Raw genomic sequence first — 26,458 nt, forward strand, 5'->3', positions numbered from 1 at the left:
TTGCCGACAGGAATCGCTACCGCCTACAATTGTCAAAGGGATAAAAATGGAGATAACAAGATTTATTGACGAAAATTATGCATAAAAAACCTCAAAAAACCGATAATTCAGCAATTCTTTATTTTGATGGTGGTTCTCGCGGCAATCCGGGGAGAGCAGCTGGTGCAGCGGTAATAGTTTTAGCCGAGGGCAATTCCTTGACCACGACTAGATATATGGAGAGAGCCACTAATAACGAAGCTGAATACACGGGATTGATTATTGGATTGGAAAAAGCCCAAGAATTAGGCTTAAAAAGCCTAGAAATTCGCGGAGACAGTCAATTAGTCATCAATCAAGTTAAGGGAGACTGGAAGGTAAAAAGCGATAGTTTACGTCCCTTTTATCAGCGTGCTTGTCAATTAATTGCCCAATTCGATCGCATTAGCTGGCGCTGGATTGAACGAGCTAAAAATAGTTTGGCTGACGCTGCCGCTAATCATTGTCTGGATGCGGCGAAAAAATCGCCAGAAAAACCCGAGGAAGGCGAAACTAATCTCGATATTCTGCTCCAATCCCTGAACCCAATCCTAAATACTGAAGAATTCGTTTTCTCTTCCCTCACAGCAACAGCACTAGAACAGCTACAATTAAACCCTATCTGCCAATTTCAGGAAGAGGAAGGCATAACGGTGATTATTCCCCGTCAGCAAGCCGATCGCACGGATTTGCAGTACAAATATATTTATAGACAAATTACTCTTTCTGTGCATTCCAGTTTAGCAGCGGTGGGATTTTTAGCGGTAATTAGCGAGAAACTGGCCGCAGCAGCAATTAGCGTCAATGTCATTTCCGGTTATTATCACGATCATTTATTTATCCCTAGGGATAGGGTGACAGAAGCGATGGCTATTCTCGAAGAAATCAGTCGCTCCTAATAGTAGTCAGTTATCAGTTATCAGTTACCAGATGTGAGTTTTCAATTCACTGATTACTGATTACTGTTCACTGATCACTGAAAAAACAGGATTTAGGATTATTTGCCCTCCTCTGAGGAATTTTTCACCGTTTCTTCTAGGAAAACTACCGGTTCTTTTTCCTGCTGCTGCGAGCGGATGATATCGATGGTACTTTTCAGCACACTAGCGATGGGAACTGCTATCAATAAACCGAGAATTCCTGCCACTTTGCCCCCGATAAAAAGAGATAGGATAATCCAGACGGGATTAAGTCCGATCATACCTCCCATTAACCGAGGGGCGATGACATTATCATTAATTTGACCGACAATAATGGTCAGGGTCAAAACTTTTAAACCTAACCAAAAATCCTGAAACATCAGTAGGGTACTAATGCCAATAATGGTAAAGGCACTGGCAAAAGGAATTAATGTAGTTAGACCGATCGCCACCCCGAATAATAGGGCATAATCGACCTTGAGAATGACAAAAACAAAAATTTGAGCAAGGCTGAGAATTCCCGCTAAAATGGTTTGACCAGCAAAATAGGTTTCAAAAGTTTGACGAATAATCGTTCTTAATTTTAAATTCCAGGGAGCAGGAATCCAACTGAAAATTCCCTCCCAAATTTGTTCGCCATAGAGAACCAGAAAGACAGTTAGAACCAGAACAAATAGAATGTTTAAGATACTGTTGATAGTTCCTAGTACAAAGCTCAGTAATTGAGTGCTAAGAGTTTGTAAAACATTGGTTAGTCGTTCCGATAACTGGGTGATTGATTGCTCGATATAAATCGCATATTTCTGAGTTTTATCCCACTTTTCTAAATTTTGTATCTGTTCGGTTCCCGACTCGATCCACTGGGGCAAACTATTGATTAAACTGCTTAATTGTTCGACAATCTGGGGAATTAAAATTAAACCTAAAACAATCAAAATTAATAGGGCAATTAAAAAGACAATAGCGATCGAACCACTGCGATTAACCCCGCGTCTTTGCAGCAGTTTGATGGGAACATCTAAGACAAAAGCTAGTAAACTAGCAGTGACAAAAATACTGACTAAGGGTTCTAGATAGCTAAATAATTGGAATAATAACCAGCCATTGAGAAATAAGAGCGGAAAAACTAGACTTAGCCGCAACCAACGAGGTAGTTGCTTAAAAAGCTCTATCATTAGACCTCTTGTAAAAATCAAAAATTGTTGTTAGGGTTAGGAGTCAGGAGTCAGGAGTCAGTAGTCAGGAGAATTAAGAATGAATAATAATCAATTAAACGGTCTATTTACAGATTTTATGTAATTTAATCCTTGTTTTTGCCTTTTTTGAACCCTCAAAAATTAATTATGCAAGAGGTTTATTAATTTTGTCCTGAGAGAGTATTGAGGGAAAAAGAGAGTTTTCTAACCAGAAATCCTCTTTCAATCTACCATCTCCGTGCCACTTTTCTAGCCCCAGTAACCCTGAAACTCTTATCTTAACTGTATGGAGCTAAGCGGATTCGAACCGCTGACCCCCTCAATGCCATTGAGGTGCTCTACCAACTGAGCTATAACCCCTTGAAGACCATCTTTGAGTATGGCTTAAATAGAATCATTTTGTCAAGGGGTGGAGATAAAAAAATTTGTCACTCAAAAGGCGATCGCTGATCGACAATGGTAAAACAATCGCCTCCATTTAGACAGGAGCCGGAATTTGGGTTAAATAGGTTAAACAGTGACCCATGAGGAAATAAACTACTAACATAGCCGCTGCCGCTGCTGCCACTAAGGTTCCCGCCAGCATCAAGGAAAACTCTTGCTTGTCGAACGCTTGCTGCATCAGATGCAATGACCAAGCCACAAGACCGAGGTCAAAGATGAGAATCGGAACTAACATATTTTAAATTTTGTTAACTTTCATCTATTCTAATACATAATTTTCCCGAGGGATAATCGGACGGAAGTTAAAAACAGGGATTTTTTGCCGGTTTCTCGATCACGGCTGTCAGCCGTCAGCCATTGGCTTTCAGTAATAGGTGTAAACCTTGCTCTTCTGGGGTTGCAGCCTAAAGAAATCCTTTTCCCGAAAAACCGACTTAATCACTAGATTAAGTTCTGCAAATCTTGCCCTCATTTTCCCTGGCTAACGCACGGGTACTTGTTGATTTTGCAGATAATTTTTGACCTCAGCGATCGTTAATTGACCATAATGGAGCAAAGAAGCCAATAAAGCCGCTTCTGCCCGCCCTTCCGTCAATGCTTCGTAAATATGCTGACAATTACCCGCTCCTCCAGAGGCAATCACAGGAATCTCCACCCTTTCTGCGATCGCTTTTGTCAAGGCCAGATCGTAACCTGCTTGCGTGCCGTCGGCATCCATACTGGTAACTAACAACTCACCCGCCCCGCGTTTTTCCACTTCTTGGGCCCATAATAAAGCATCAATACCCGTATTTTCGCGTCCACCCCGAACATAAACCTCCCAACCGGGGTTATGCTCATCCTTGCGTCGTCTAGCATCGATCGCCACCACAATACACTGTTGACCAAAGCGATCGCTGGCTCGATCGAGCAATTCCGGCTTGCGCACGGCAGCCGAGTTAATGCTGACTTTATCGGCCCCGGCTCTTAACAAATTTTTAATATTTTCTAAGGATTGGATGCCACCACCCACGGTCAGAGGAATAAAAACCTGTTCCGCCGTACGATAGACTACATCAATAATCGTGTCGCGATCTTCATGGGTAGCAGTAATATCAAGAAAAACCAACTCATCGGCCCCTGCCTGATTATACAAGCGAGCTAACTCCACGGGGTCGCCAGCGTCCTGAAGATTGACAAAATTAACCCCTTTAACCACCCGACCTTTATTGACATCCAAACAAGGCAAAATCCGCTTCGCTAACATATCCTAGACTCTTGATTGTAACAATGGCTATCAAACGATCGCATAATTCCCCTCCAGCTGCCGAGGAAAATCTGCTCACTCCCAATCCCACTATAGAAGAAACGGAAAAAGCAGCAGCGCAGATCCGTCCGCAATCCCTAGAGGATTATATCGGTCAACAGGACTTAAAGGCTAATCTAAAAGTCACCATCGCCGCAGCCAAAGCTAGACAAGAAGCGATCGATCATTTGCTCTTCTACGGACCGCCGGGGTTAGGAAAAACCACGATGGCTTTAATTTTAGCGGCCCAGATGGGAGTAAATTGCCGCATTACTGCCGCCCCCGCTTTAGAGCGTCCCCGGGATATTACCGGCATCCTGATCAATCTTCAACCCCGGGATATTCTTTTTATCGACGAAATTCATCGACTGAATCGGGTGACGGAGGAGTTATTATACCCAGCGATGGAGGATTATCGGCTGGATGTGACGATTGGCAAGGGTCAAGCGGCGAAAATTCGCAGTATTTCTTTACCTCCCTTTACTTTAATCGGTGCTACTACCAAAGTTGGCTCTTTAACTTCCCCTTTGCGCGATCGTTTTGGCCTGATTCAACGTCTGCGTTTCTATACAATCGAGGAATTGACGGCAATTATTCTCCGAAGTGCCACTATTTTTAATATTCCCATAACTGAAGCGGGTGCGATCGAAATTGCCCGTCGCAGTCGGGGAACTCCACGCATTGCCAATCGTTTATTAAAACGAGTACGCGACTATGTACAGGTGAAGGGAGAAACGGTGATTACTCCCCAGTTAGCTGATCAGGGATTAAATGAATTAAATGTGGATTCTATGGGTTTAGATTGGACTGATCGATTAGTATTAAAGACGATGATCGAACAGTTTCAAGGTAAACCCGTGGGATTGGAAGCAGTAGCGGCAGCCACGGGAGAAGATGCCAAAACGATTGAGGAGGTGTACGAGCCTTATTTATTACAAATAGGTTATCTTAATCGTACTCCCCGGGGTCGCGTAGTGACATCGGCCGCCTACGAACATTTAGGTTTACCGGCGAAATTGCCGAAAAATAATGCTCGGAGTTTACCTTTGTTCGAGTTCTAGTTTTCTAGATATTACGTCGTTTTTTTGATAGATGAGGTACGTTTTCGCCACTCAAATCTGGCTCTTCGGCAAAGTTTAATTTATACTTCACCTTTACGAGAAAGACTGTAGGAATAATCTGGTCGCTTCTGTCCCTTCTCAGTTAACATTTCTGGGCGTTGCTGATTTGAGATATGAATCTTCTTTTGTGGGATTTTTAAAACCTAGACACAAACTAACTTTTGGATGGGGGCAAGGTTGTCATTCATACCTTGATTCAGCAACGCCCAATTCCCCTCCAGCTGCCCAGGAAAATCTGCCCTGTGTCTTTAAATACTGGCTTGACCGCGTGAAATCACACAAGTCTTCATATAAAGGTCGTATCATCAAGATCGTAGTATTACATTGTTGCCATTGCTTGCCACTTCTAATCCAGACTGTATTGGGATTGGTCAAAGCTAATTGTAATAGTGATCTTTTACAGCCAATGATTTTTTAAGTCTGTTAACACCCCATGTCTGTCCTAAATAAAGAAAATCTTAAATTGGAAACTCTCACCCTGTTTCAAAAATACCAAAAAACAGGAGACAATATGTTACGGGATCAGATTATAGAGTTAAACCTAGGATTAGTCAGAAAGGAAGCTCATCATTGGGTCAATCAATGTCATGAAAATTACGAAGATTTAGTGCAGGTTGGCTGTATGGGACTAATTCGGGCGATCAACCGTTTTGACAGCAGCAAAGGTCATGCTTTTAGTTCCTTCGCTATTCCCTATATTCGCGGCGAAATTCAACACTATCTGCGCGATAAAGGTTATATAGTTCGTATTCCTCGTCGTTGGTTAGATTTAGGCAGACAAGCGACAAATATGCGTCGGGATTTCCAGACCCTCTACAATCGTCAACCCAATGATACGGAAATCTCCCTCGCTTTAAATATTTCGATCGAAGAATGGCAAGAGGTAAAACTGGCTTTCCAAAACCGTGAACCTCTGAGTCTCGATGCGACGGTTAATAACGATGAAGATAATAACACCTGTTTAAAAGACATCGTTCCCGATCCCCGTTATCGCAGCTTTCAACTTTGTCAAGAGGATCGCATTCGTTTGCAACAAGCTCTCGCTCAATTAGAAGACAAAACCCGTCATATTCTCGAATTTGTCTTCCTTAAGGATCTTACTCAACGGGAAACCGCCGAACAATTAGGCATTAGTGTCGTTACCGTCTCCCGTCGGGTGAAAAAAGGTTTAGAAATGCTCAAGGAAACCATGCTCCAAGAGGCATTTTAGCCCAATTATCGGTTCTCATCGCAAGTCCGTTATTAACTCCCAATCCAACTTTAAAAACTCAGTTATGGATTTTTTTCCCTGCTCCGATGCTCCCCGCTTATCTTGGCTCCAATAGCAGGGAATTTAAAACCTCAGCTAAATATTCATACTGCTCGATCGAATTATAGTAGTGAGCAGAAATTCTCACAATCAATGATGCTTCTCCCCAAGCAATTATCGGCACTTCAATCCGATATTTTTCCCACAGTTGTCTAGATAAATCTTCTGCTGTCCAAGCATAACTAGGCATTAGAATTGAGGACATCGCTCCAATCATTGATTCTGGACAGGGATAATTGACCTGCAAGGCACGACAAAGCAAATTTCTGGCTTTTAAAACCAAATTACGATTCCTCGCCATCAGACCCAGTAAACCATCAATAGAGAGAGAATTTAAAAACTCGATCGCTGTTGGCACCGATAAATAAGCACTGGGATCATCGGTTCCCATCCAAGCAAATTCTAACTGAAAACGGGAGCGATCTTGTCGAGGAGAATTCGCTCCATGGCTAATAGTTAAAGGTCGAATTATTGCCTGTTTATCCCCGCGCACATAGAGAAAAGCAGCCCCCTTGGGACTACATAACCACTTATGACAATTAGCAGTATAATAGGTGGGATTAATTGCCCCGATATTAAGGGGTAAAAAACCTAAAGCATGAGCGCCATCGATGAGAGTATCAATACCCCGATTATTTAATTCTTGCACAATTTCTGCGATTGGCCAAATTAAGGCCGTGGGACTGGTGACATGATCTAAAACTACTAATTTTGTCCGGGGAGAAACTGATGCTAAAATTGCTTGACTAATTTCTAAAGGGGATTGCACGGGAAAGGGAATTTTAGCGATAATTACCTTTAAACCCCATCTTTTAGCTATATGTTTAACTGCATTAGCACAAGCATTATAGGTTTGATCGGTGATCAGAATTTCCTCATTTTCCTGAAAAGTTAAGGAATTTAATACTGCATTCACTGCTGTGGTTGCATTGGGAACAAAGACTAAATCATCGCTATTTACTCCCACTAAATTCGCTAATTTTTGCCTAGCAATATCTAATAATCCCTCTAATTCTCTCCCCAAAAATGCTAAAGGTTGTCTTTCCATTCGTTCCCGCAATTGTTGCTGATAATCCAAGACTATTCTAGGGGTTGCACCATAGGAACCATGGTTAAGAAAATAAATATCATCGGGAATTAACCAAGAGTTTTTGGACATATTGAATTAGTTTGATTTTATTGAGAACTAGAAAAAATAGCTGAAAAATTGCCTATTGTATTCAGAGACTGAATAGCTAGTATATTTATGATATAACGACCCATTTTTGAAAACGATGAATAATTTCAGTGACAAAAGTTTCTCCATCTATGAGAGGATGATTTTCTGATGCAAAGATAGCTTCATCTATTTTTTGCCGAATATCTTCTCTCCATTCTGCATCAGTTATTTTTTCGTATTCATCTTTGGGAGATTGATATTTTCCCGTTTTCACTTTCTGTTGGATTAGATGCTCTGGTTGTGGAGTAAGATGTCGGTTCATCGGTATTATGACTATCTACTGAGAAAATAAGCTTTATCTTAATTTTAAACTAAATATCGACAAAAAAAAGCTCTCCGGGAAAAAGGAGAGAGGAGAGAACGAGTTAGAAAAAATTATTAATGTAACCATCCTTTCAGACGACGTGCGACTTGAGGACGACGTAATTTTCGCATCGCTTTAGTTTGAATTTGACGTACTCGTTCGCGAGATAAATTGAACATTCCCCCCACTTCCTCTAGGGTATAGGGTTGACTGGTAGCTAAACCATAACGGAGGGAGATAACATCTTTTTCCCGTTCCGTGAGAACATCACTTAAAACTGCGAAAATTTCCTGACGCATCATCATCTCATTCATTTTATCTTCGGGAAGTTGTAGATCATCATCTTCCAACAGATCCACTAATTCCGTATCTTCTCCCTTCCCTACACGATGATTTAAAGAGAGAGATTGACGACGCAATTGTAATAATTGCCGCAATTGTTCAGGAGTCATTTCTAACGCTTCTGCGAGTTCCCGTTCATTGGGATTGCGCTGTAAATCTTGCTTGAGAATGCGCTGCGCTTTTTTGAGTTTATTGAGTTTTTCGACAATGTGAATCGGTAAACGAATTGTCCGCGCATCGTTAGCAATGGTGCGGGTGATTGCTTGTCGAATCCACCAATAAGCATAGGTAGAGAATTTATAACCTTTATTGGGATCGAATTTTTCGGCCGCACGGTTGAGTCCGATCGCACCTTCTTGAATTAAATCTAAGAAAGGAACCCCGCGATTTAAATAGCGTTTAGCGATGGAAACCACTAAGCGCAAATTAGAACGAATCATTTTCCGTTTAGCTGTTCGTCCGCGATAAAGACGGTTTTCCAGTTGACGTTCATTATCTAATTGTAAAGCGCTTGCCCATTCCGTTTTCGTCGGGGGACGATGTAAATTTTCTTGCAGTTTTTGGCGCACTTCTTCCGCTTCCATGAGAAACTTAACCGAGTGGGCTAATTCAATTTCTTCTTCCGCATTAAGCAGGGGATAACGGGCCATTTCTTTAAAAAATGCCCCAACAGTATCTTCATTGTTACTTTGAGCGTATCCTGTTCCACTACCCCCACGAGTGGTTTTTAGGGTTTCCAGTAAAGGTTCAGTCAGATCCTCGTCAGTTCTTTCAGCAAAATCCACGCTGTCTAGTTCTAAAGGACTTGTCTCAAGGGCAATGATTTGATTAAAATTATCATCAGCGGCTAGTTTAGAGATTTTCATAAGCAGTTATCGATGGAGTGGGGTTATAATAGCGGGGAAAAACTTAGTTTCTCCCAATGGGATGATTGTTACATTGAATTTTCGGGGAGCAGATTTTTTAAACGTTTTCTTAATTAATGGCGGCCATTTCTGGGATATAATTGCGCGATTCTGTGTCGATGGTTACAAATCGCCGCACCAGATAATCAGATTTTCTGGTAAATGGGAGGAGCTTTCAGTGTTTCTACTCATACACTCTAACTAAGGTTTTCGGTATTTGACTAGGTAAAGATCACGCTTCTTAACAATCAAGATAGCAGTCAGCTTTTTATTACTATTCTTCGCTTTTTTTATTGAGAACCATTCTCAACTTTTGACTAACTATGGTGCGATTTAATAGCTAATAGTCAATAATTATCATTAACTTTATCAATGCTCAACGCTGGACAAAAATTCTTTGGGGAAGAATTCACTAGCTAAAAATCACAATTTGTGAGCAAAAAAGCAATATTTAAACTGTTTTTAGACAAAATTAGCTAGTTTTATTCCCCTCAAGCTTTAAACTATAATTTAAATACCCCATTCTCCCCATCACCCTATCACCCCATCTCCCCACTGACTATGCTCGATCGCCATGCTACCCTGACTGTAGCAGAACCTCCCACACCCTACCAATTAACCACAACTGGGCAACCGTGGTTAGAGGTTTTGGTTGATCGCCCTTATCCTAGAGATAGTCAAGAGGATCAGCAAATATTAACCTATAGTGTCCCCCCGTATTTAACGGTAGAAATTGGCGATATTTTAAGCGTTCCCTTCGGTTCTCAGGTAATTGGTGGAATTGCTCTTAGATTTCTCGAAAATTTGCCCGCAGGACTAGAAGAAAATCAAATTCGTCCCGTGGAAGATGTGATTGCCAAGGGGTTTTTTCCCGATAATTATTGGCAGTTATTAGCCAAAATTGCCCAATACTACGCGACGGATTTAATCACCGTTGTTCGCGTCGCTTTACCTACGGGTTTACTGCGAAGTTCCCAACGTCGCATCAGATTAAAACCAGCAGCGATTCCCCCCGGTGCGGAAGTTTTTTGTACTCCCCTCTCCCGTCAGATTTTATCCCTGCTCAAAAATCAAAAAGAAGGCGATTATTCGGCGAAATACCTGCAAGAAAAAGTAAAAAATGCTAATTACGGGATCCGAGACTTAGTTAAGCGCGGTTGGGTAGAAAGTTATCTAGAAGCACCCAAAAGTACCAATATTAAACAAAAAAAAGCCATTACCCTGCTAATAACCGACTTTCCTGCTGATTTAACTGAAAATCAGCGCAAAATTGTCGAAATCTTACGTCACCAGGGAGGAGAAATGTGGCTGCCAGAATTGGCAGAACTTGCGGGGACGAAATATTTTAAACCGCTCATTGACAAGGGTTATGTGGTGATTCAGGATCGGGAATTTCTGCGCTTATCTTCGTCAATAATGAGCAGAGATCAACCAAAAACCCTCACTTCTAGTCAAAAACAAGCTCTAGAAGCGATTCAAACCCTAAAAGGTGGTGAAAGCGCTCTCTTACATGGAGTGACGGGATCGGGTAAAACAGAAGTCTATCTACAGGCGATCGCACCTATCTTAGCAGCGGGTAAATCTGCTTTGGTTTTAGTCCCCGAAATTGGATTAACACCGCAACTAACCGATCGCTTTGTGGCCCGTTTTGGCGATCGAGTCTATGTTTATCATAGCGCTCTCTCGGAAGGAGAAAGATACGATACATGGCGACAGATGTTGACAGGAACCCCACAAGTTATTATCGGGACAAGATCGGCGATTTTTGCCCCTTTACCCCATCTAGGCATGATTATCCTCGATGAAGAACACGATAGCAGCTTTAAACAAAGTCAATTACTCCCCACCTATCACGCGCGTACCGTGGCTAAATGGCGCGCTCAATTAAACCATTGTCCCGTAATTTTAGGCTCGGCCACGCCATCCCTAGAAACATGGCTAGAATCCCGAGTTAATCCCAGTCTTTACCTATCTTTGCCCGATCGCATCCAAAATCGCCCCTTACCGCGGGTGGAAATCGTCGATATGCGACGGGAATTGCAACGGGGTAATCGTTCTCTTTTTAGTCAATCTCTGCGTTCAGCGCTGGAAACTCTGCGCGACAAGGGAGAACAGGCAATTTTATTCGTCAGTCGTCGGGGACATAGTACCTTTGTATCTTGCCGAAGTTGCGGTTATGTGCTAGAATGTCCCCACTGCGATGTCTCCCTCTCCTATCACCACACCCACGAGGGAGCCGAAGAATTACTCCGCTGTCACTACTGCAACTATGGTCGCATTCATCCGAAACAATGTCCTGAATGTGGTTCTCCCTATCTGAAATTTTTCGGTACTGGCACTCAGCGAGTCACCCAAGAATTAAGTAAAGAATTTCCCGATTTGCGTTGCTTGCGTTTTGATAGTGATACCACCCGTAACAAAAATGCCCCCCGGGAACTATTAAAACTATTTACTGATGGTGAATTCGATGTCTTAGTCGGAACCCAAATGCTCACCAAAGGATTAGATATCGATCGAGTTACTTTAGTAGGAGTAATGGCAGCCGATGGCCTACTTTATCACTCCGATTATCGCGCCTCCGAACGCGCTTTTCAAACCCTCACCCAAGTAGCAGGGAGAGCAGGAAGGGGAGAAACAGAAGGAAAGGTGATTATCCAAACCTATACCCCCGAACATCCCGTGATTAGAGCAGTGCAAACCCACGATTATGAGGGTTTTGTCGAGACGGAATTAATGCAGAGAGAGGGTTTAAATTATCCTCCCTACGGCAGTTTAGTCTTAATTCGCTTTAGTGGTTTAGATGGGGAAGCAGTGCAGAAAAGTGCCGAAAATGTCGCGGAGGAATGTGTTAATAATTTCGGTTCCGATTGGGATATTTTAGGGCCTGCACCCGCAACAATTATGCGCGTGGCTAACCGTTATCGCTGGCAAATTCTGTTAAAATTATCGGGAGAAAAGGCTGATATCGGTCGTCTTTTTCTTCCTTTGAAAAGCTTAGTTTTGCCCAAGGTAAGTATGGCGATCGATGTGGACCCCTTAACTATAGAATAATCAAGGATGGATGATGCGCTCGCAACGCGCTCGCTACGCGAGATCGCTATTGTTCACGGGTGCAACCAGTTGTCTAAATCTGTCAAAGTGTCAAAGTCTAATAAAGCGAGTCCTAAGTCTTCTAAGCGCTCCACAGGAAGGTTACGGATGATTTCCTCAAGATTATGAGGTATTTCGCCTAAACGTCGCTGAAGTTGACGGAGGACTAACTTTAATGCTTCCTGTTGTACACCTTGCTGTACACCTTGCTGAACCCCTTGCTGTAGTCCTCTTTTAAGTCCCTCTTGAACCGCTTGTTCTCTATCCTGTTGGTAAAGTGGAGCTAAACGCATAATAAACTCCCTATCCTCCTGTGTTTTTTTCGATAACGCTTCTAAATTTCTACTCAAATTATACAATAAGTTTAAGGAAGCCGATTTTAGGGGATTATTCGGTGATAATCTCTCTAATTCATCGATAGCTCTCTCTCTTGTTCCTCCTCTACCCAATAATCTTAACCATAATGTCTCTGGGATTGCGGGTAACTGATGAATCACTATTATCGCTGTACCGAAACCCTCCGGGAGAAAATAAACCCCTTCTCCCCAATTGGGTTGTAATTGGGCAGTAAACAGGGATAAAATGCGCTCACTAGCTGTAGGGGTGAGAATCCACAACTTAGGTATCTCCTCCTCCGATATTCTCTGTTTATTTCTCTTTGCTTCTCTGTGGAAGATTTCACGGATAGCAAAGCGCTTAGACAGACAATCATTGATACCATCAAGGGTAATCCCATTGCGATAGGGTTCCAATAAACAGGGATTTTGGCATAATCTGCCTAATAATCCTAACTGAGAGGGAATTTTAGCGGTATTAGGACTAAAATACACATCAATTTCTTTAATTTCTGAGGTGACTTCTTTGCTGACAACTACTGTACCGTAGGGAGAAAGAAGGGTTTCTAGGAAGTCTTTGCTAAATTTATCCCAAATAAAGCGAGTCACGGGTGCAACCAGTTGTCTAAATCTGCCAGATTGTCAAAGTCTAATAAAGCGAGTCCTAAGTCTTCTAATCGCTCCACAGGAAGGTTACGGATGGTTTCTTCTAGATTTTGCGGTATTTCACCTAAACGTCGTTGAAGTTGACGGAGGACTAACTTTGCTTCTCCTCTTTGTTCACCTTGCTGTACCCCTTGCTGTAGTCCTCTTTTAAGTCCCTCTTGAACCGCTTGTTCTCTATCCTGTTGGTAAAGTGGAGCTAAACGCATAATAAACTCCCTATCCTCCTGTGTTTTTTTCGATAACGCTTCTAAATTTCTACTCAAATTATACAATAAGTTTAAGGAAGCCGATTTTAGGGGATTATTCGGTGATAATCTCTCTAATTCATCGATAGCTCTCTCTCTTGTTCCTCCTCTACCCAATAATCTTAACCATAATGTCTCTGGGATTGCGGGTAACTGATGAATCACTATTATCGCTGTACCGAAACCCTCCGGGAGAAAATAAACCCCTTCTCCCCAATTGGGTTGTAATTGGGCAGTAAACAGGGATAAAATGCGCTCACTAGCTGTAGGGGTGAGAATCCACAACTTAGGTATCTCCTCCTCCGATATTCTCTGTTTATTTCTCTTTGCTTCTCTGTGGAAGATTTCACGGATAGCAAAGCGCTTAGACAGACAATCATTGATACCATCAAGGGTAATCCCATTGCGATAGGGTTCCAATAAACAGGGATTTTGGCATAATCTGCCTAATAATCCTAACTGAGAGGGAATTTTAGCGGTATTAGGACTAAAATACACATCAATTTCTTTAATTTCTGAGGTGACTTCTTTGCTGACAACTACTGTACCGTAGGGAGAAAGAAGGGTTTCTAGGAAGTCTTTGCTAAATTTATCCCAAATAAAGCGAGTCACGGGTGCAACCAGTTGTCTAAATCTGCCAGATTGTCAAAGTCTAATAAAGCGAGTCCTAAGTCTTCTAATCGCTCCACAGGAAGGTTACGGATGGTTTCTTCTTGATTTTGCGGTATTTCACCTAAACGTCGCTGAAGTTGACGGAGGACTAACTTTAATGCTTCCTGTTGTACACCTTGTTGAATACCTTGCTGAACCCCCTCTTGAACCGCTTGTTCTCTATCCTGTTGGTAAAGTGGAGCTAAACGCATAATAAACTCCCTATCCTCCTGTGTTTTTTTCGATAACGCTTCTAAATTTCTACTCAAATTATACAATAAGTTTAAAGAAGCCGATTTTAGAGGATTATTCGGTGATAATCTCTCTAATTCATCGATAGCTCTCTCTCTTGTTCCTCCTCTACCCAATAATCTTAACCATAATGTCTCTGGGATTGCGGGTAACTGATGAATCACTATTATCGCTGTACCGAAACCCTCCGGGAGAAAATAAACCCCTTTTGGCCAATTGGGTTGTAATTGAGCCGTAAACAGGGATAAAATGCGCTCACTAGCTGTAGGGGTGAGAATCCACAACTTAGGTATCTCCTCCTCTGATATTCTCTGTTTATTTCTCTTTGCTTCTCTGTGGAAGATTTCACGGATAGCAAAGCGCTTAGACAGACAATCATTGATACCATCAAGGGTAATCCCATTGCGATAGGGTTCCAATAAACAGGGATTTTGGCATAATCTGCCTAATAATCCTAACTGAGAGGGAATTTTAGCGGTATTAGGACTAAAATACACATCAATTTCTTTAATTTCTGAGGTGACTTCTTTGCTGACAACTACTGTACCGTAGGGAGAAAGAAGGGTTTCTAGGAAGTCTTTGCTAAATTTATCCCAAATAAAGCGAGTCACGGGTGCAACCAGTTGTCTAAATCCGTCAAAGTGTCAAAGTCTAATAAAGCGAGTCCTAAGTCTTCTAATCGCTCCACAGGAAGGTTACGGATGATTTCTTCTAGATTTTGCGGTATTTCACCGAAACGTCGTTGAAGTTGACGGAGGACTAACTTTGCTTCTCCTCTTTGTTCACCTTGCTGAACCCCCTCTTGAACCGCTTGTTCTCTATCCTGTTGGTAAAGTGGAGCTAAACGCATAATAAACTCCCTATCCTCCTGTGTTTTTTTCGATAACGCTTCTAAATTTCTACTCAAATTATACAATAAGTTTAAGGAAGCCGATTTTAGGGGATTATTCGGTGATAATCTCTCTAATTCATCGATAGCTCTCTCTCTTGTTCCTCCTCTACCCAATAATCTTAACCATAATGTCTCTGGGATTGCGGGTAACTGATGAATCACTATTATCGCTGTACCGAAACCCTCCGGGAGAAAATAAACCCCTTCTCCCCAATTGGGTTGTAATTGAGCCGTAAACAGGGATAAAATGCGCTCACTAGCTGTAGGGGTGAGAATCCACAACTTAGGTATCTCCTCCTCCGATATTCTCTGTTTATTTCTCTTTGCTTCTCTCTGGAAGATTTCACGGATAGCAAAGCGCTTAGACAGACAATCATTGATACCATCAAGGGTAATCCCATTGCGATAGGGTTCCAATAAACAGGGATTTTGGCATAATCTGCCTAATAATCCTAACTGAGAGGGAATTTTAGCGGTATTAGGACTAAAATACACATCAATTTCTTTAATTTCTGAGGTGACTTCTTTGCTGACAACTACTGTACCGTAGGGAGAAAGAAGGGTTTCTAGGAAGTCTTTGCTAAATTTATCCCAAATAAAGCGAGTCACGGGTGCAACCAGTTGTCTAAATCTGCCAGATTGTCAAAGTCTAATAAAGCGAGTCCTAAGTCTTCTAATCGCTCCACAGGAAGGTTACGGATGGTTTCTTCTAGATTTTGCGGTATTTCACCGAAACGTCGTTGAAGTTGACGGAGGAGTAAATACGCTTCTCCCTGTTGTCTTCCTTGTTGAATACCTTGTTGTACCCCTTGCTGTAGTCCTCTTTTCAGTCCCTCTTGAACCGCTTGTTCTCTATCCTGTTGGTAAAGTGGAGCTAAACGCATAATAAACTCCCTATCCTCCTGTGTTTTTTTCGATAACGCTTCTAAATTTCTACTCAAATTATACAATAAGTTTAAAGAAGCCGATTTTAGAGGATTATTCGGTGATAATCTCTCTAATTCATCGATAGCTCTCTCTCTTGTTCCTCCTCTACCCAATAATCTTAACCATAATGTCTCTGGGATTGCGGGTAACTGATGAATCACTATTATCGCTGTACCGAAACCCTCCGGGAGAAAATAAACCCCTTTTGGCCAATTTGGTTGTAATTGAGCCGTAAACAGGGATAAAATGCGCTCACTAGCTGTAGGGGTGAGAATCCACAACTTAGGTATCTCCTCCTCCGATATTCTCTGTTTATTTCTCTTTGCTTCTCTCTGGAAGATTTCACGGATAGCAAAGCGCTTAGACAGACAATCATTGATACCATCAAGGGTAATCCCATTGCGATAGGGTTCCAATAAACAGGGATTTTGGCATAATCTGCCTAATAATCCTAACTGAGAGGGAATTTTAGCGGTATTAGGACTAAAATACACATCAATTTCTTTAATTTCTGAGGTGACTTCTTTGCTGACAACTACTGTACCGTAGGGAGAAAGAAGGGTTTCTAGGAAGTCTTTGCTAAATTTATCCCAAATAAAGCGAGTCACGGGTGCAACCAGTTGTCTAAATCTGCCAGATTGTCAAAGTCTAATAAAGCGAGTCCTAAGTCTTCTAATCGCTCCACAGGAAGGTTACGGATGGTTTCTTCTAGATTTTGCGGTATTTCACCTAAACGTCGTTGAAGTTGACGGAGGACTAACTTTGCTTCTCCTCTTTGTTCACCTTGCTGTACCCCTTGCTGTAGTCCTCTTTTAAGTCCCTCTTGAACCGCTTGTTCTCTATCCTGTTGGTAAAGTGGAGCTAAACGCATAATAAACTCCCTATCCTCCTGTGTTTTTTTCGATAACGCTTCTAAATTTCTACTCAAATTATACAATAAGTTTAAAGAAGCCGATTTTAGAGGATTATTCGGTGATAATCTCTCTAATTCATCGATAGCTCTCTCTCTTGTTCCTCCTCTACCCAATAATCTTAACCATAATGTCTCTGGGATTGCGGGTAACTGATGAATCACTATTATCGCTGTACCGAAACCCTCCGGGAGAAAATAAACCCCTTCTCCCCAATTGGGTTGTAATTGAGCCGTAAACAGGGATAAAATGCGCTCACTAGCTGTAGGGGTGAGAATCCACAACTTAGGTATCTCCTCCTCCGATATTCTCTGTTTATTTCTCTTTGCTTCTCTCTGGAAGATTTCACGGATAGCAAAGCGCTTAGACAGACAATCATTGATACCATCAAGGGTAATCCCATTGCGATAGGGTTCCAATAAACAGGGATTTTGGCATAATCTGCCTAATAATCCTAACTGAGAGGGAATTTTAGCGGTATTAGGACTAAAATACACATCAATTTCTTTAATTTCTGAGGTGACTTCTTTGCTGACAACTACTGTACCGTAGGGAGAAAGAAGGGTTTCTAGGAAGTCTTTGCTAAATTTATCCCAAATAAAGCGAGTCACGGGTGCAACCAGTTGTCTAAATCTGCCAGATTGTCAAAGTCTAATAAAGCGAGTCCTAAGTCTTCTAATCGCTCCACAGGAAGGTTACGGATGGTTTCTTCTAGATTTTGCGGTATTTCACCGAAACGTCGTTGAAGTTGACGGAGGAGTAAATACGCTTCTCCCTGTTGTCTTCCTTGTTGAATACCTTGTTGTACCCCTTGCTGTAGTCCTCTTTTCAGTCCCTCTTGAACCGCTTGTTCTCTATCCTGTTGGTAAAGTGGAGCTAAACGCATAATAAACTCCCTATCCTCCTGTGTTTTTTTCGATAACGCTTCTAAATTTCTACTCAAATTATACAATAAGTTTAAAGAAGCCGATTTTAGAGGATTATTCGGTGATAATCTCTCTAATTCATCGATAGCTCTCTCTCTTGTTCCTCCTCTACCCAATAATCTTAACCATAATGTCTCTGGGATTGCGGGTAACTGATGAATCACTATTATCGCTGTACCGAAACCCTCCGGGAGAAAATAAACCCCTTTTGGCCAATTTGGTTGTAATTGAGCCGTAAACAGGGATAAAATGCGCTCACTAGCTGTAGGGGTGAGAATCCACAACTTAGGTATCTCCTCCTCCGATATTCTCTGTTTATTTCTCTTTGCTTCTCTCTGGAAGATTTCACGGATAGCAAAGCGCTTAGACAGACAATCATTGATACCATCAAGGGTAATCCCATTGCGATAGGGTTCCAATAAACAGGGATTTTGGCATAATCTGCCTAATAATCCTAACTGAGAGGGAATTTTAGCGGTATTAGGACTAAAATACACATCAATTTCTTTAATTTCTGAGGTGACTTCTTTGCTGACAACTACTGTACCGTAGGGAGAAAGAAGGGTTTCTAGGAAGTCTTTGCTAAATTTATCCCAAATAAAGCGAGTCACGGGTGCAACCAGTTGTCTAAATCTGCCAGATTGTCAAAGTCTAATAAAGCGAGTCCTAAGTCTTCTAATCGCTCCACAGGAAGGTTACGGATGGTTTCTTCTAGATTTTGCGGTATTTCACCTAAACGTCGTTGAAGTTGACGGAGGACTAACTTTGCTTCTCCTCTTTGTTCACCTTGCTGTACCCCTTGCTGTAGTCCTCTTTTAAGTCCCTCTTGAACCGCTTGTTCTCTATCCTGTTGGTAAAGTGGAGCTAAACGCATAATAAACTCCCTATCCTCCTGTGTTTTTTTCGATAACGCTTCTAAATTTCTACTCAAATTATACAATAAGTTTAAGGAAGCCGATTTTAGGGATTATTCGGTGATAATCTCTCTAATTCATCGATAGCTCTCTCTCTTGTTCCTCCTCTACCCAATAATCTTAACCATAATGTCTCTGGGATTGCGGGTAACTGATGAATCACTATTATCGCTGTACCGAAACCCTCCGGGAGAAAATAAACCCCTTCTCCCCAATTGGGTTGTAATTGGGCAGTAAACAGGGATAAAATGCGCTCACTAGCTGTAGGGGTGAGAATCCACAACTTAGGTATCTCCTCCTCCGATATTCTCTGTTTATTTCTCTTTGCTTCTCTGTGGAAGATTTCACGGATAGCAAAGCGCTTAGACAGACAATCATTGATACCATCAAGGGTAATCCCATTGCGATAGGGTTCCAATAAACAGGGATTTTGGCATAATCTGCCTAATAATCCTAACTGAGAGGGAATTTTAGCGGTATTAGGACTAAAATACACATCAATTTCTTTAATTTCTGAGGTGACTTCTTTGCTGACAACTACTGTACCGTAGGGAGAAAGAAGGGTTTCTAGGAAGTCTTTGCTAAATTTATCCCAAATAAAGCGAGTCACGGGTGCAACCAGTTGTCTAAATCTGCCAGATTGTCAAAGTCTAATAAAGCGAGTCCTAAGTCTTCTAATCGCTCCACAGGAAGGTTACGGATGGTTTCTTCTTGATTTTGCGGTATTTCACCTAAACGTCGCTGAAGTTGACGGAGGACTAACTTTAATGCTTCCTGTTGTACACCTTGTTGAATACCTTGCTGAACCCCCTCTTGAACCGCTTGTTCTCTATCCTGTTGGTAAAGTGGAGCTAAACGCATAATAAACTCCCTATCCTCCTGTGTTTTTTTCGATAACGCTTCTAAATTTCTACTCAAATTATACAATAAGTTTAAAGAAGCCGATTTTAGAGGATTATTCGGTGATAATCTCTCTAATTCATCGATAGCTCTCTCTCTTGTTCCTCCTCTACCCAATAATCTTAACCATAATGTCTCTGGGATTGCGGGTAACTGATGAATCACTATTATCGCTGTACCGAAACCCTCCGGGAGAAAATAAACCCCTTCTCCCCAATTGGGTTGTAATTGGGCAGTAAACAGGGATAAAATGCGCTCACTAGCTGTAGGGGTGAGAATCCACAACTTAGGTATCTCCTCCTCCGATATTCTCTGTTTATTTCTCTTTGCTTCTCTGTGGAAGATTTCACGGATAGCAAAGCGCTTAGACAGACAATCATTGATACCATCAAGGGTAATCCCATTGCGATAGGGTTCCAATAAACAGGGATTTTGGCATAATCTGCCTAATAATCCTAACTGAGAGGGAATTTTAGCGGTATTAGGACTAAAATACACATCAATTTCTTTAATTTCTGAGGTGACTTCTTTGCTGACAACTACTGTACCGTAGGGAGAAAGAAGGGTTTCTAGGAAGTCTTTGCTAAATTTATCCCAAATAAAGCGAGTCACGGGTGCAACCAGTTGTCTAAATCTGCCAGATTGTCAAAGTCTAATAAAGCGAGTCCTAAGTCTTCTAATCGCTCCACAGGAAGGTTACGGATGGTTTCTTCTAGATTTTGCGGTATTTCACCTAAACGTCGTTGAAGTTGACGGAGGACTAACTTTGCTTCTCCTCTTTGTTCACCTTGCTGTACCCCTTGCTGTAGTCCTCTTTTAAGTCCCTCTTGAACCGCTTGTTCTCTATCCTGTTGGTAAAGTGGAGCTAAACGCATAATAAACTCCCTATCCTCCTGTGTTTTTTTCGATAACGCTTCTAAATTTCTACTCAAATTATACAATAAGTTTAAAGAAGCCGATTTTAGAGGATTATTCGGTGATAATCTCTCTAATTCATCGATAGCTCTCTCTCTTGTTCCTCCTCTACCCAATAATCTTAACCATAATGTCTCTGGGATTGCGGGTAACTGATGAATCACTATTATCGCTGTACCGAAACCCTCCGGGAGAAAATAAACCCCTTCTCCCCAATTGGGTTGTAATTGAGCCGTAAACAGGGATAAAATGCGCTCACTAGCTGTAGGAGTGAGAATCCACAACTTAGGTATCTCCTCCTCTGATATTCTCTGTTTATTTCTCTTTGCTTCTCTTTGAAGATTTCACGAATAGCAAAGCGCTTGGATAGACAATCATTGATACCATCAAGGGTAATCCCATTGCGATAGGGTTCCAATAAACAGGGATTTTGGCATAATCTGCCTAATAATCCTAACTGAGAGGGAATTTTAGCGGTATTAGGACTAAAATACACATCAATTTCTTTAATTTCTGAGGTGACTTCTTTGCTGACAACTACTGTACCGTAGGGAGAAAGAAGGGTTTCTAGGAAGTCTTTGCTAAATTTATCCCAAATAAAGCGAGTCACGGGTGCAACCAGTTGTCTAAATCTGCCAGATTGTCAAAGTCTAATAAAGCGAGTCCTAAGTCTTCTAATCGCTCCACAGGAAGGTTACGGATGATTTCTTCTAGATTTTGCGGTATTTCACCGAAACGTCGTTGAAGTTGACGGAGGACTAACTTTGCTTCTCCTCTTTGTTCACCTTGCTGAACCCCCTCTTGAACCGCTTGTTCTCTATCCTGTTGGTAAAGTGGAGCTAAACGCATAATAAACTCCCTATCCTCCTGTGTTTTTTTCGATAACGCTTCTAAATTTCTACTCAAATTATACAATAAGTTTAAGGAAGCCGATTTTAGGGGATTATTCGGTGATAATCTCTCTAATTCATCGATAGCTCTCTCTCTTGTTCCTCCTCTACCCAATAATCTTAACCATAATGTCTCTGGGATTGCGGGTAACTGATGAATCACTATTATCGCTGTACCGAAACCCTCCGGGAGAAAATAAACCCCTTCTCCCCAATTGGGTTGTAATTGGGCAGTAAACAGGGATAAAATGCGCTCACTAGCTGTAGGGGTGAGAATCCACAACTTAGGTATCTCCTCCTCCGATATTCTCTGTTTATTTCTCTTTGCTTCTCTGTGGAAGATTTCACGGATAGCAAAGCGCTTAGACAGACAATCATTGATACCATCAAGGGTAATCCCATTGCGATAGGGTTCCAATAAACAGGGATTTTGGCATAATCTGCCTAATAATCCTAACTGAGAGGGAATTTTAGCGGTATTAGGACTAAAATACACATCAATTTCTTTAATTTCTGAGGTGACTTCTTTGCTGACAACTACTGTACCGTAGGGAGAAAGAAGGGTTTCTAGGAAGTCTTTGCTAAATTTATCCCAAATAAAGCGAGTCACGGGTGCAACCAGTTGTCTAAATCTGCCAGATTGTCAAAGTCTAATAAAGCGAGTCCTAAGTCTTCTAATCGCTCCACAGGAAGGTTACGGATGGTTTCTTCTAGATTCTGGGGTATTTCCCCGAAACGTCGTTGAAGTTGACGGAGGACTAACTTTGCTTCTCCTCTTTGTTCACCTTGCTGAACCCCTTCTTGAACCGCTTGTTCTCTATCCTGTTGGTAAAGTGGAGCTAAACGCATAATAAACTCCCTATCCTCCTGTGTTTTTTTCGATAACGCTTCTAAATTTCTACTCAAATTATACAATAAGTTTAAGGAAGCCGATTTTAGGGGATTATTCGGTGATAATCTCTCTAATTCATCGATAGCTCTCTCTCTTGTTCCTCCTCTACCCAATAATCTTAGCCATAATGTCTCTGGGATTGCGGGTAACTGATGAATCACTATTATCGCTGTACCGAAACCCTCCGGGAGAAAATAAACCCCTTTTGGCCAATTGGGTTGTAATTGAGCCGTAAACAGGGATAAAATGCGCTCACTAGCTGTAGGAGTGAGAATCCACAACTTAGGTATCTCCTCCTCTGATATTCTCTGTTTATTTCTCTTTGCTTCTCTGTGGAAGATTTCACGAATAGCAAAGCGCTTGGATAGACAATCATTGATACCATCAAGGGTAATCCCATTGCGATAGGGTTCCAATAAACAGGGAGTTTGGCATAATCTGCCTAATAATCCTAACTGAGAGGGAATTTCCGCGGTATTAGGACTAAAATACACATCAATTTCTTTAATTTCTGAGGTGACTTCTTTGCTGACAACTACTGTACCGTAGGGAGAAAGAAGGGTTTCTAGGAAGTCTTTGCTAAATTTATCCCAAATAAAGCGAGTCACGGGTGCAACCAGTTGTCTAAATCTGCCAGATTGTCAAAGTCTAATAAAGCGAGTCCTAAGTCTTCTAATCGCTCCACAGGAAGTTTACGGATGGTTTCTTCTAGATTTTGCGGTATTTCACCGAAACGTCGTTGAAGTTGACGGAGGACTAACTTTAATGCTTCCTGTTGTACACCTTGTTGAATACCTTGCTGAACCCCTTCTTGAACCGCTTGTTCTCTATCTTGTTGGTAAAGTGGAGCTAAACGCATAATAAACTCCCTATCCCTTCTCCCCAATTGGGTTGTAATTGAGCCGTAAACAGGGATAAAATGCGCCCATCCCATTTTTCAAAAAGTATGTCATACTTGGTCAAGGTATAATTTATGCAGTAAAAAGGCAATGAGTGGAGTTACTAATATTAATATTGCTGAGTCAGTAGAAGACTTAAAATCCTTACTAAAGCAACAAGTAACCTCTTTAAACTTTGCTAAAGTACAATCCTTATATCTACTAAAAATTAAGGCGGTAGAAACGGTTCGTCATCTCGCCGTGCTAATAGGACGCTCAGAAAGAACTCTTCATCGCTGGTTAAATTCTTATCGAGAAGGAGGAATAGAAAATCTCTTGTCAGAACCAGAAAAACTGGGAAGACCTCAAAAGATTTCAGTAGAAGAAGCCGCTAGATCTCTGTCACCGTCATAACCACAAAACTTCCCGATGATAACGATTATCCTCAGTAGCCAGAGAGGATACTTTTTGCCTTGGTTGCCACGATCGTCTGGGATTTGCTTTAATTGCTCTAGAAGGAGCATTTTTCTACAGTAGCCTCTTTACTTACACTCTGTAGTTTACTCCTTCTCTTTTTTTATGAAACCACCCTAGGTGGAAAAATCTCCCCACTGGGTCAACAAGGCAAAAGTAAAGAATTATTTTTGATCGGCCTTTTTGCTTGACTTATCGCCCATTTTGTACTTACGCAAGAAGCGATCGACCCGGCCTTCCGTATCGATCATCTTCTGGGTTCCCGTATAAAAAGGATGATTACCCGACCAAACCTCCACATGAATTTCTGGTTTTGTCGAACCCACCGTCATCACCAGTTCACCATTACAGATCACCTTGGCTTCCGGATACCAAGTAGGATGAATTTTTTTCGGCATAATAAACCTCTCTATTAACCTAACGTTTCGAGTATTGAGGCGCTTTGCGCGCTTTGTGAAGACCGTATTTTTTCCGTTCCTTCGCCCGGGGATCCCGAGTCAGATAACCTTCACTCTTGAGGGGAGGACGATTTTCGGGGGCCAATTGACATAAAGCTCTAGCGACACCCAATTTCACTGCGTCCGCTTGGCCAGTCAAACCACCGCCCTCGGCCTTAACAATGATATCGTACTCGTTTTCCAGTCCCAAAGTCTCCAGAGGAGCCTTGATCGTCTGGATATAGGTGGGAATGCGGTTAAAATGGGTTTCTCCATCGCGACCGTTAACGGTAATTGCCCCCGTCCCCGGCACGAGACGCACGGAAGCGACCGCCGATTTGCGTCGTCCCGTTCCCCAATAAACTACCTTATTTTTACTATCCGTGGCTTGCATTGACTTAATTTCCTCCTGCGGGAATCGTATTAATCGCTAAAACTTCCGGTTGTTGTGCCTGATGGGGATGTTCTGCACCGGCATAAACTTTCAGTTTCGTGAACAATTTCCGACCTAAGCTATTTTTCGGGAGCATTCCCTTAACAGCGTGTTCGATAATCCGTTCGGGAATGCGTTTTTGCAGTTTATCGAAGCTTTCTACCTTCATACCACCCGGTCTGCCGGAGTCGCGGCGATAAACTTTCTGTTGGCGTTTTTTGCCTGTCACCGCCACTTTTTCGGCGTTAATAACAATGACAAAATCCCCCGTATCCAGATGGGGGGTGAAGGTGGCTTTATTTTTGCCCCGTAGAATCATAGCGATCTCGGTGGCCAGACGACCTAAACGCTGATCGGCCGCATCAATGACGTACCATTTCTGCTCTAGAGTCTCTAAATTTGGTAGAGGTGTTTTGTTCATGGTCAGTTTGCCTTGCTTTACAAAAATTAATTTTTTTTATTGCCCACCTGGGTGTTGGGGGGTTAGGGTTTTAGGGTTTTAGGGTTTTAGTTGAAATTCCCCTATTTCCCTATCTCCCTATTTCCCTATCTCCCTATTCCCCTATCTCCCTATTCCCCTATCCCCTCTGCTCGGAAATAATAAAGGGGCTGAGTCTCGCACCAGATGCTATCGGCAAAGGGAAAATCAGCGTAACCCACCCGCAGTAAACATAGTCCTTTAGCTGGTGCGGCGTATTTGACCAATTCTCGGCGCTGATTGACCCAGATGTCGGTAAAGTTTTCTAGCGATCGCTCACCAGTTCCCACCTCTACCAACATTCCCACCAATAGGCGCACCATCCCGTACAAAAAGCCATTGGCTTGGATTTCCATCTGTACAAACGGCCCTTGACGGTAGCATTCCACCCCTTGTACTTCTACCCAAGAATGGTCACGACTAGAGTTAGCACGGTGAAAGGCGGCCAGATGGTGCTTTCCCAACAGGGGCTGCAAGGCCTTGGCCATCAAATCGGCATCGAGGGGACGATGGTAGTAGTGCCAACTAAAGGGGCTAACAAAGAGATTGGGGATGGGGTCGGTATAGAGGGTGTAACGATAACGTCGCCAGAGGGCCGAGAAACGGGCGTGCCAGCGATCGGGAACCTGAGCCGAGGCCCGAATGACGATATCGTCATCTAGCCGAGCATTGAGAACCTTGGCCCAATGGGCAGGTGGGATCGGACTCTGCTGCTGGAAATGGGCAACCTGGGCGGCGGCGTGAACACCGCTATCGGTACGTCCGGCCCCGTGGAGAGTGACGGCATGACCGAGAATATCGGCCAGGGCCTTCTCGATTTCTTCCTGCACGCTCCTGTGATGGGGTTGCCGTTGCCAGCCGTGGAAATTAGTTCCCACATACTGGATAACTAGGGCGATCCGCGACTGGGGGCAAGCTGTCATCTTTACATCAGTTCGATAATCGCCATGGGGGCATTATCCCCGCGACGGCGCAGGGTCCGCACGACCCGGGTATAACCGCCGTTACGGTTGCCATAACGGGCCTGGGCGCCTTCAAAGAGGGCGTGAACCAGTTGTTTATCGTAGATGTAGCCCATAGCTTGGCGACGGGCGCTCAGGGAACCGTCTTTAGCTAGGGTGATAATGTGGTCTACCTCTGCTCGCACCGCCTTCGCTTTCGCTAGGGTGGTGGTGATCTGACCGTGGCGAATTAGCTGGGTGGCCAAGCTGCGCAGCAGTGCCTTTCTTTGGTCAGCCGGTAGACCCAATTGAGGCACTTTACATCGATGTCTCATGGTATTTTCCTGG

At 42.5% G+C, this 26,458-nt stretch carries 26 protein-coding genes, 1 tRNA gene and 3 pseudogenes; 5 read left to right on the plus strand and 25 right to left on the minus strand.

The window, feature by feature from the left end:
* Positions 1-77 precede the first annotated feature (77 nt).
* A complete protein-coding gene (locus GQR42_RS15460) occupies positions 78-917 on the plus strand; it encodes an ACT domain-containing protein (protein ID WP_158200636.1) in 840 nt (279 codons plus the stop codon).
* A gap of 98 nt (positions 918-1,015) precedes the next feature.
* On the opposite strand, the gene GQR42_RS15465 is transcribed toward GQR42_RS15460, so the two are convergent.
* From GQR42_RS15465 to hisF, 4 genes are all read right to left on the minus strand, one after another.
* Positions 1,016-2,113, minus strand: a complete 1,098-nt coding sequence (locus GQR42_RS15465; RefSeq protein ID WP_158200637.1) for an AI-2E family transporter — start codon at positions 2,111-2,113, stop codon at positions 1,016-1,018.
* Between the two features lie 308 nt (positions 2,114-2,421).
* A tRNA-Ala gene (locus GQR42_RS15470) sits at positions 2,422-2,494 on the minus strand.
* Between the two features lie 118 nt (positions 2,495-2,612).
* Positions 2,613-2,813 (minus strand): hypothetical protein, encoded by a 201-nt coding sequence (locus GQR42_RS15475; RefSeq protein WP_002796074.1) that lies wholly within the window; start codon positions 2,811-2,813, stop codon positions 2,613-2,615.
* 246 nt (positions 2,814-3,059) lie between these two features.
* Positions 3,060-3,824, minus strand: coding sequence for an imidazole glycerol phosphate synthase subunit HisF (hisF, locus tag GQR42_RS15480; protein WP_158200638.1), 765 nt, complete (start codon positions 3,822-3,824; stop codon positions 3,060-3,062).
* 23 nt (positions 3,825-3,847) lie between these two features.
* On the opposite strand from hisF, the gene ruvB reads away from it, so the two are divergent.
* On the plus strand, positions 3,848-4,924 hold the full coding sequence (ruvB, locus tag GQR42_RS15485; RefSeq protein ID WP_158200639.1) for a Holliday junction branch migration DNA helicase RuvB: 1,077 nt from the start codon (positions 3,848-3,850) through the stop codon (positions 4,922-4,924).
* 493 nt (positions 4,925-5,417) lie between these two features.
* Positions 5,418-6,194: an RNA polymerase sigma factor SigF gene (locus GQR42_RS15490; RefSeq protein ID WP_158200640.1), complete on the plus strand. Its 777-nt coding sequence runs from the start codon at positions 5,418-5,420 to the stop codon at positions 6,192-6,194.
* Positions 6,195-6,291: 97 nt separating this feature from the next.
* Here the strand turns inward: GQR42_RS15490 and GQR42_RS15495 are convergent, their stop codons facing one another.
* From GQR42_RS15495 to GQR42_RS15505, 3 genes are all read right to left on the minus strand, one after another.
* Entirely contained in the window at positions 6,292-7,452 is a 1,161-nt protein-coding gene (locus GQR42_RS15495) for an aminotransferase class V-fold PLP-dependent enzyme (RefSeq protein WP_158200641.1), read from the minus strand.
* An 85-nt stretch (positions 7,453-7,537) separates the two neighbouring features.
* Positions 7,538-7,774 carry a transcriptional regulator gene (locus tag GQR42_RS15500; protein WP_158200642.1) on the minus strand — a complete coding sequence of 79 codons (237 nt, stop codon included), beginning with the start codon at positions 7,772-7,774 and terminating at the stop codon, positions 7,538-7,540.
* Between the two features lie 116 nt (positions 7,775-7,890).
* Entirely contained in the window at positions 7,891-9,024 is a 1,134-nt protein-coding gene (locus GQR42_RS15505) for an RNA polymerase sigma factor, RpoD/SigA family (RefSeq protein ID WP_158200643.1), read from the minus strand.
* Between the two features lie 600 nt (positions 9,025-9,624).
* Between GQR42_RS15505 and priA the strand changes: the two genes are divergently transcribed.
* A complete protein-coding gene (gene priA, locus GQR42_RS15510) occupies positions 9,625-12,114 on the plus strand; it encodes a primosomal protein N' (RefSeq protein WP_158200644.1) in 2,490 nt (829 codons plus the stop codon).
* A gap of 53 nt (positions 12,115-12,167) precedes the next feature.
* On the opposite strand, the gene GQR42_RS15515 is transcribed toward priA, so the two are convergent.
* The 13 genes and pseudogenes from GQR42_RS15515 to GQR42_RS15575 form a co-directional block, all read right to left on the minus strand.
* On the minus strand, positions 12,168-13,097 hold the full coding sequence (locus GQR42_RS15515) for a DUF4351 domain-containing protein (RefSeq protein ID WP_158200645.1): 930 nt from the start codon (positions 13,095-13,097) through the stop codon (positions 12,168-12,170).
* The gene (locus GQR42_RS15520) at positions 13,094-14,011 is read right to left on the minus strand and encodes a DUF4351 domain-containing protein (protein ID WP_158200646.1); all 918 of its coding nucleotides are present in this window, start codon (positions 14,009-14,011) and stop codon (positions 13,094-13,096) included. Before GQR42_RS15520 ends, GQR42_RS15515 begins: the two co-directional genes overlap by 4 nt.
* Entirely contained in the window at positions 14,008-14,913 is a 906-nt protein-coding gene (locus GQR42_RS15525) for a DUF4351 domain-containing protein (protein WP_158200647.1), read from the minus strand. The genes GQR42_RS15520 and GQR42_RS15525 overlap by 4 nt, the downstream gene beginning before the upstream one ends.
* Complete coding sequence (locus GQR42_RS15530) at positions 14,910-15,803, minus strand: DUF4351 domain-containing protein (RefSeq protein WP_158200648.1); 894 nt, start codon at positions 15,801-15,803, stop codon at positions 14,910-14,912. Before GQR42_RS15530 ends, GQR42_RS15525 begins: the two co-directional genes overlap by 4 nt.
* Complete coding sequence (locus tag GQR42_RS15535) at positions 15,800-16,729, minus strand: DUF4351 domain-containing protein (RefSeq protein WP_158200649.1); 930 nt, start codon at positions 16,727-16,729, stop codon at positions 15,800-15,802. The genes GQR42_RS15530 and GQR42_RS15535 overlap by 4 nt, the downstream gene beginning before the upstream one ends.
* A complete protein-coding gene (locus GQR42_RS15540; protein ID WP_158200650.1) occupies positions 16,726-17,643 on the minus strand; it encodes a DUF4351 domain-containing protein in 918 nt (305 codons plus the stop codon). Before GQR42_RS15540 ends, GQR42_RS15535 begins: the two co-directional genes overlap by 4 nt.
* Positions 17,640-18,569 (minus strand): DUF4351 domain-containing protein, encoded by a 930-nt coding sequence (locus GQR42_RS15545; protein WP_158200649.1) that lies wholly within the window; start codon positions 18,567-18,569, stop codon positions 17,640-17,642. Before GQR42_RS15545 ends, GQR42_RS15540 begins: the two co-directional genes overlap by 4 nt.
* Positions 18,566-19,482 (minus strand): annotated as a pseudogene (locus GQR42_RS15550) (DUF4351 domain-containing protein). Before GQR42_RS15550 ends, GQR42_RS15545 begins: the two are co-directional and overlap by 4 nt.
* A complete protein-coding gene (locus GQR42_RS15555; protein ID WP_158200651.1) occupies positions 19,479-20,384 on the minus strand; it encodes a DUF4351 domain-containing protein in 906 nt (301 codons plus the stop codon). Before GQR42_RS15555 ends, GQR42_RS15550 begins: the two are co-directional and overlap by 4 nt.
* Positions 20,381-21,297: pseudogene (locus GQR42_RS15560) on the minus strand (DUF4351 domain-containing protein). Before GQR42_RS15560 ends, GQR42_RS15555 begins: the two are co-directional and overlap by 4 nt.
* Positions 21,294-22,187 (minus strand): DUF4351 domain-containing protein, encoded by an 894-nt coding sequence (locus GQR42_RS15565; RefSeq protein WP_158200652.1) that lies wholly within the window; start codon positions 22,185-22,187, stop codon positions 21,294-21,296. Before GQR42_RS15565 ends, GQR42_RS15560 begins: the two are co-directional and overlap by 4 nt.
* Positions 22,184-23,077 carry a DUF4351 domain-containing protein gene (locus GQR42_RS15570; protein WP_158200653.1) on the minus strand — a complete coding sequence of 298 codons (894 nt, stop codon included), beginning with the start codon at positions 23,075-23,077 and terminating at the stop codon, positions 22,184-22,186. The genes GQR42_RS15565 and GQR42_RS15570 overlap by 4 nt, the downstream gene beginning before the upstream one ends.
* A complete protein-coding gene (locus GQR42_RS15575) occupies positions 23,074-23,328 on the minus strand; it encodes a DUF4351 domain-containing protein (RefSeq protein ID WP_158200654.1) in 255 nt (84 codons plus the stop codon). Before GQR42_RS15575 ends, GQR42_RS15570 begins: the two co-directional genes overlap by 4 nt.
* Positions 23,329-23,458: 130 nt before the next feature.
* Here GQR42_RS15575 and GQR42_RS15580 point away from each other — a divergent pair.
* A pseudogene (locus tag GQR42_RS15580) lies at positions 23,459-23,740 on the plus strand (helix-turn-helix domain-containing protein); the annotation flags it as partial.
* Between the two features lie 245 nt (positions 23,741-23,985).
* On the opposite strand, the gene rpmE reads toward GQR42_RS15580, so the two are convergent.
* The 5 genes from rpmE to rplQ all read right to left on the minus strand — a co-directional run bounded on the left by rpmE (position 23,986) and on the right by rplQ (position 26,445).
* Positions 23,986-24,219: a 50S ribosomal protein L31 gene (gene rpmE / locus GQR42_RS15585; RefSeq protein WP_002760058.1), complete on the minus strand. Its 234-nt coding sequence runs from the start codon at positions 24,217-24,219 to the stop codon at positions 23,986-23,988.
* Between the two features lie 19 nt (positions 24,220-24,238).
* On the minus strand, positions 24,239-24,652 hold the full coding sequence (gene rpsI, locus GQR42_RS15590; RefSeq protein WP_002737094.1) for a 30S ribosomal protein S9: 414 nt from the start codon (positions 24,650-24,652) through the stop codon (positions 24,239-24,241).
* 4 nt (positions 24,653-24,656) lie between these two features.
* Entirely contained in the window at positions 24,657-25,112 is a 456-nt protein-coding gene (gene rplM / locus GQR42_RS15595; RefSeq protein WP_158200655.1) for a 50S ribosomal protein L13, read from the minus strand.
* A gap of 149 nt (positions 25,113-25,261) precedes the next feature.
* Positions 25,262-26,092 carry a tRNA pseudouridine(38-40) synthase TruA gene (gene truA, locus GQR42_RS15600; RefSeq protein WP_158200656.1) on the minus strand — a complete coding sequence of 277 codons (831 nt, stop codon included), beginning with the start codon at positions 26,090-26,092 and terminating at the stop codon, positions 25,262-25,264.
* Positions 26,093-26,094: 2 nt separating this feature from the next.
* Positions 26,095-26,445, minus strand: a complete 351-nt coding sequence (gene rplQ / locus GQR42_RS15605) for a 50S ribosomal protein L17 (RefSeq protein ID WP_002766099.1) — start codon at positions 26,443-26,445, stop codon at positions 26,095-26,097.
* Between the last annotated feature and the right edge of the window lie 13 nt (positions 26,446-26,458).

This window comes from Microcystis aeruginosa FD4, from assembly GCF_009792235.1.
Classification (GTDB): Bacteria; Cyanobacteriota; Cyanobacteriia; order Cyanobacteriales; family Microcystaceae; genus Microcystis; species Microcystis viridis.

Bases quoted from the DNA above. Each gene is read 5' to 3' on its own strand.
- GQR42_RS15460 (WP_158200636.1), top strand. From the start codon at position 78: ATGCATAAAAAACCTCAAAAAACCGATAATTCAGCAATTCTTTATTTT.
- GQR42_RS15465 (WP_158200637.1), bottom strand. From the start codon at position 2,113: ATGATAGAGCTTTTTAAGCAACTACCTCGTTGGTTGCGGCTAAGTCTA.
- GQR42_RS15475 (WP_002796074.1), bottom strand. From the start codon at position 2,813: ATGTTAGTTCCGATTCTCATCTTTGACCTCGGTCTTGTGGCTTGGTCA.
- hisF (WP_158200638.1), bottom strand. From the start codon at position 3,824: ATGTTAGCGAAGCGGATTTTGCCTTGTTTGGATGTCAATAAAGGTCGG.
- ruvB (WP_158200639.1), top strand. From the start codon at position 3,848: ATGGCTATCAAACGATCGCATAATTCCCCTCCAGCTGCCGAGGAAAAT.
- GQR42_RS15490 (WP_158200640.1), top strand. From the start codon at position 5,418: ATGTCTGTCCTAAATAAAGAAAATCTTAAATTGGAAACTCTCACCCTG.
- GQR42_RS15495 (WP_158200641.1), bottom strand. From the start codon at position 7,452: ATGTCCAAAAACTCTTGGTTAATTCCCGATGATATTTATTTTCTTAAC.
- GQR42_RS15500 (WP_158200642.1), bottom strand. From the start codon at position 7,774: ATGAACCGACATCTTACTCCACAACCAGAGCATCTAATCCAACAGAAA.
- GQR42_RS15505 (WP_158200643.1), bottom strand. From the start codon at position 9,024: ATGAAAATCTCTAAACTAGCCGCTGATGATAATTTTAATCAAATCATT.
- priA (WP_158200644.1), top strand. From the start codon at position 9,625: ATGCTCGATCGCCATGCTACCCTGACTGTAGCAGAACCTCCCACACCC.
- GQR42_RS15575 (WP_158200654.1), bottom strand. From the start codon at position 23,328: ATGCGTTTAGCTCCACTTTACCAACAAGATAGAGAACAAGCGGTTCAA.
- rpmE (WP_002760058.1), bottom strand. From the start codon at position 24,219: ATGCCGAAAAAAATTCATCCTACTTGGTATCCGGAAGCCAAGGTGATC.
- rpsI (WP_002737094.1), bottom strand. From the start codon at position 24,652: ATGCAAGCCACGGATAGTAAAAATAAGGTAGTTTATTGGGGAACGGGA.
- rplM (WP_158200655.1), bottom strand. From the start codon at position 25,112: ATGAACAAAACACCTCTACCAAATTTAGAGACTCTAGAGCAGAAATGG.
- truA (WP_158200656.1), bottom strand. From the start codon at position 26,092: ATGACAGCTTGCCCCCAGTCGCGGATCGCCCTAGTTATCCAGTATGTG.
- rplQ (WP_002766099.1), bottom strand. From the start codon at position 26,445: ATGAGACATCGATGTAAAGTGCCTCAATTGGGTCTACCGGCTGACCAA.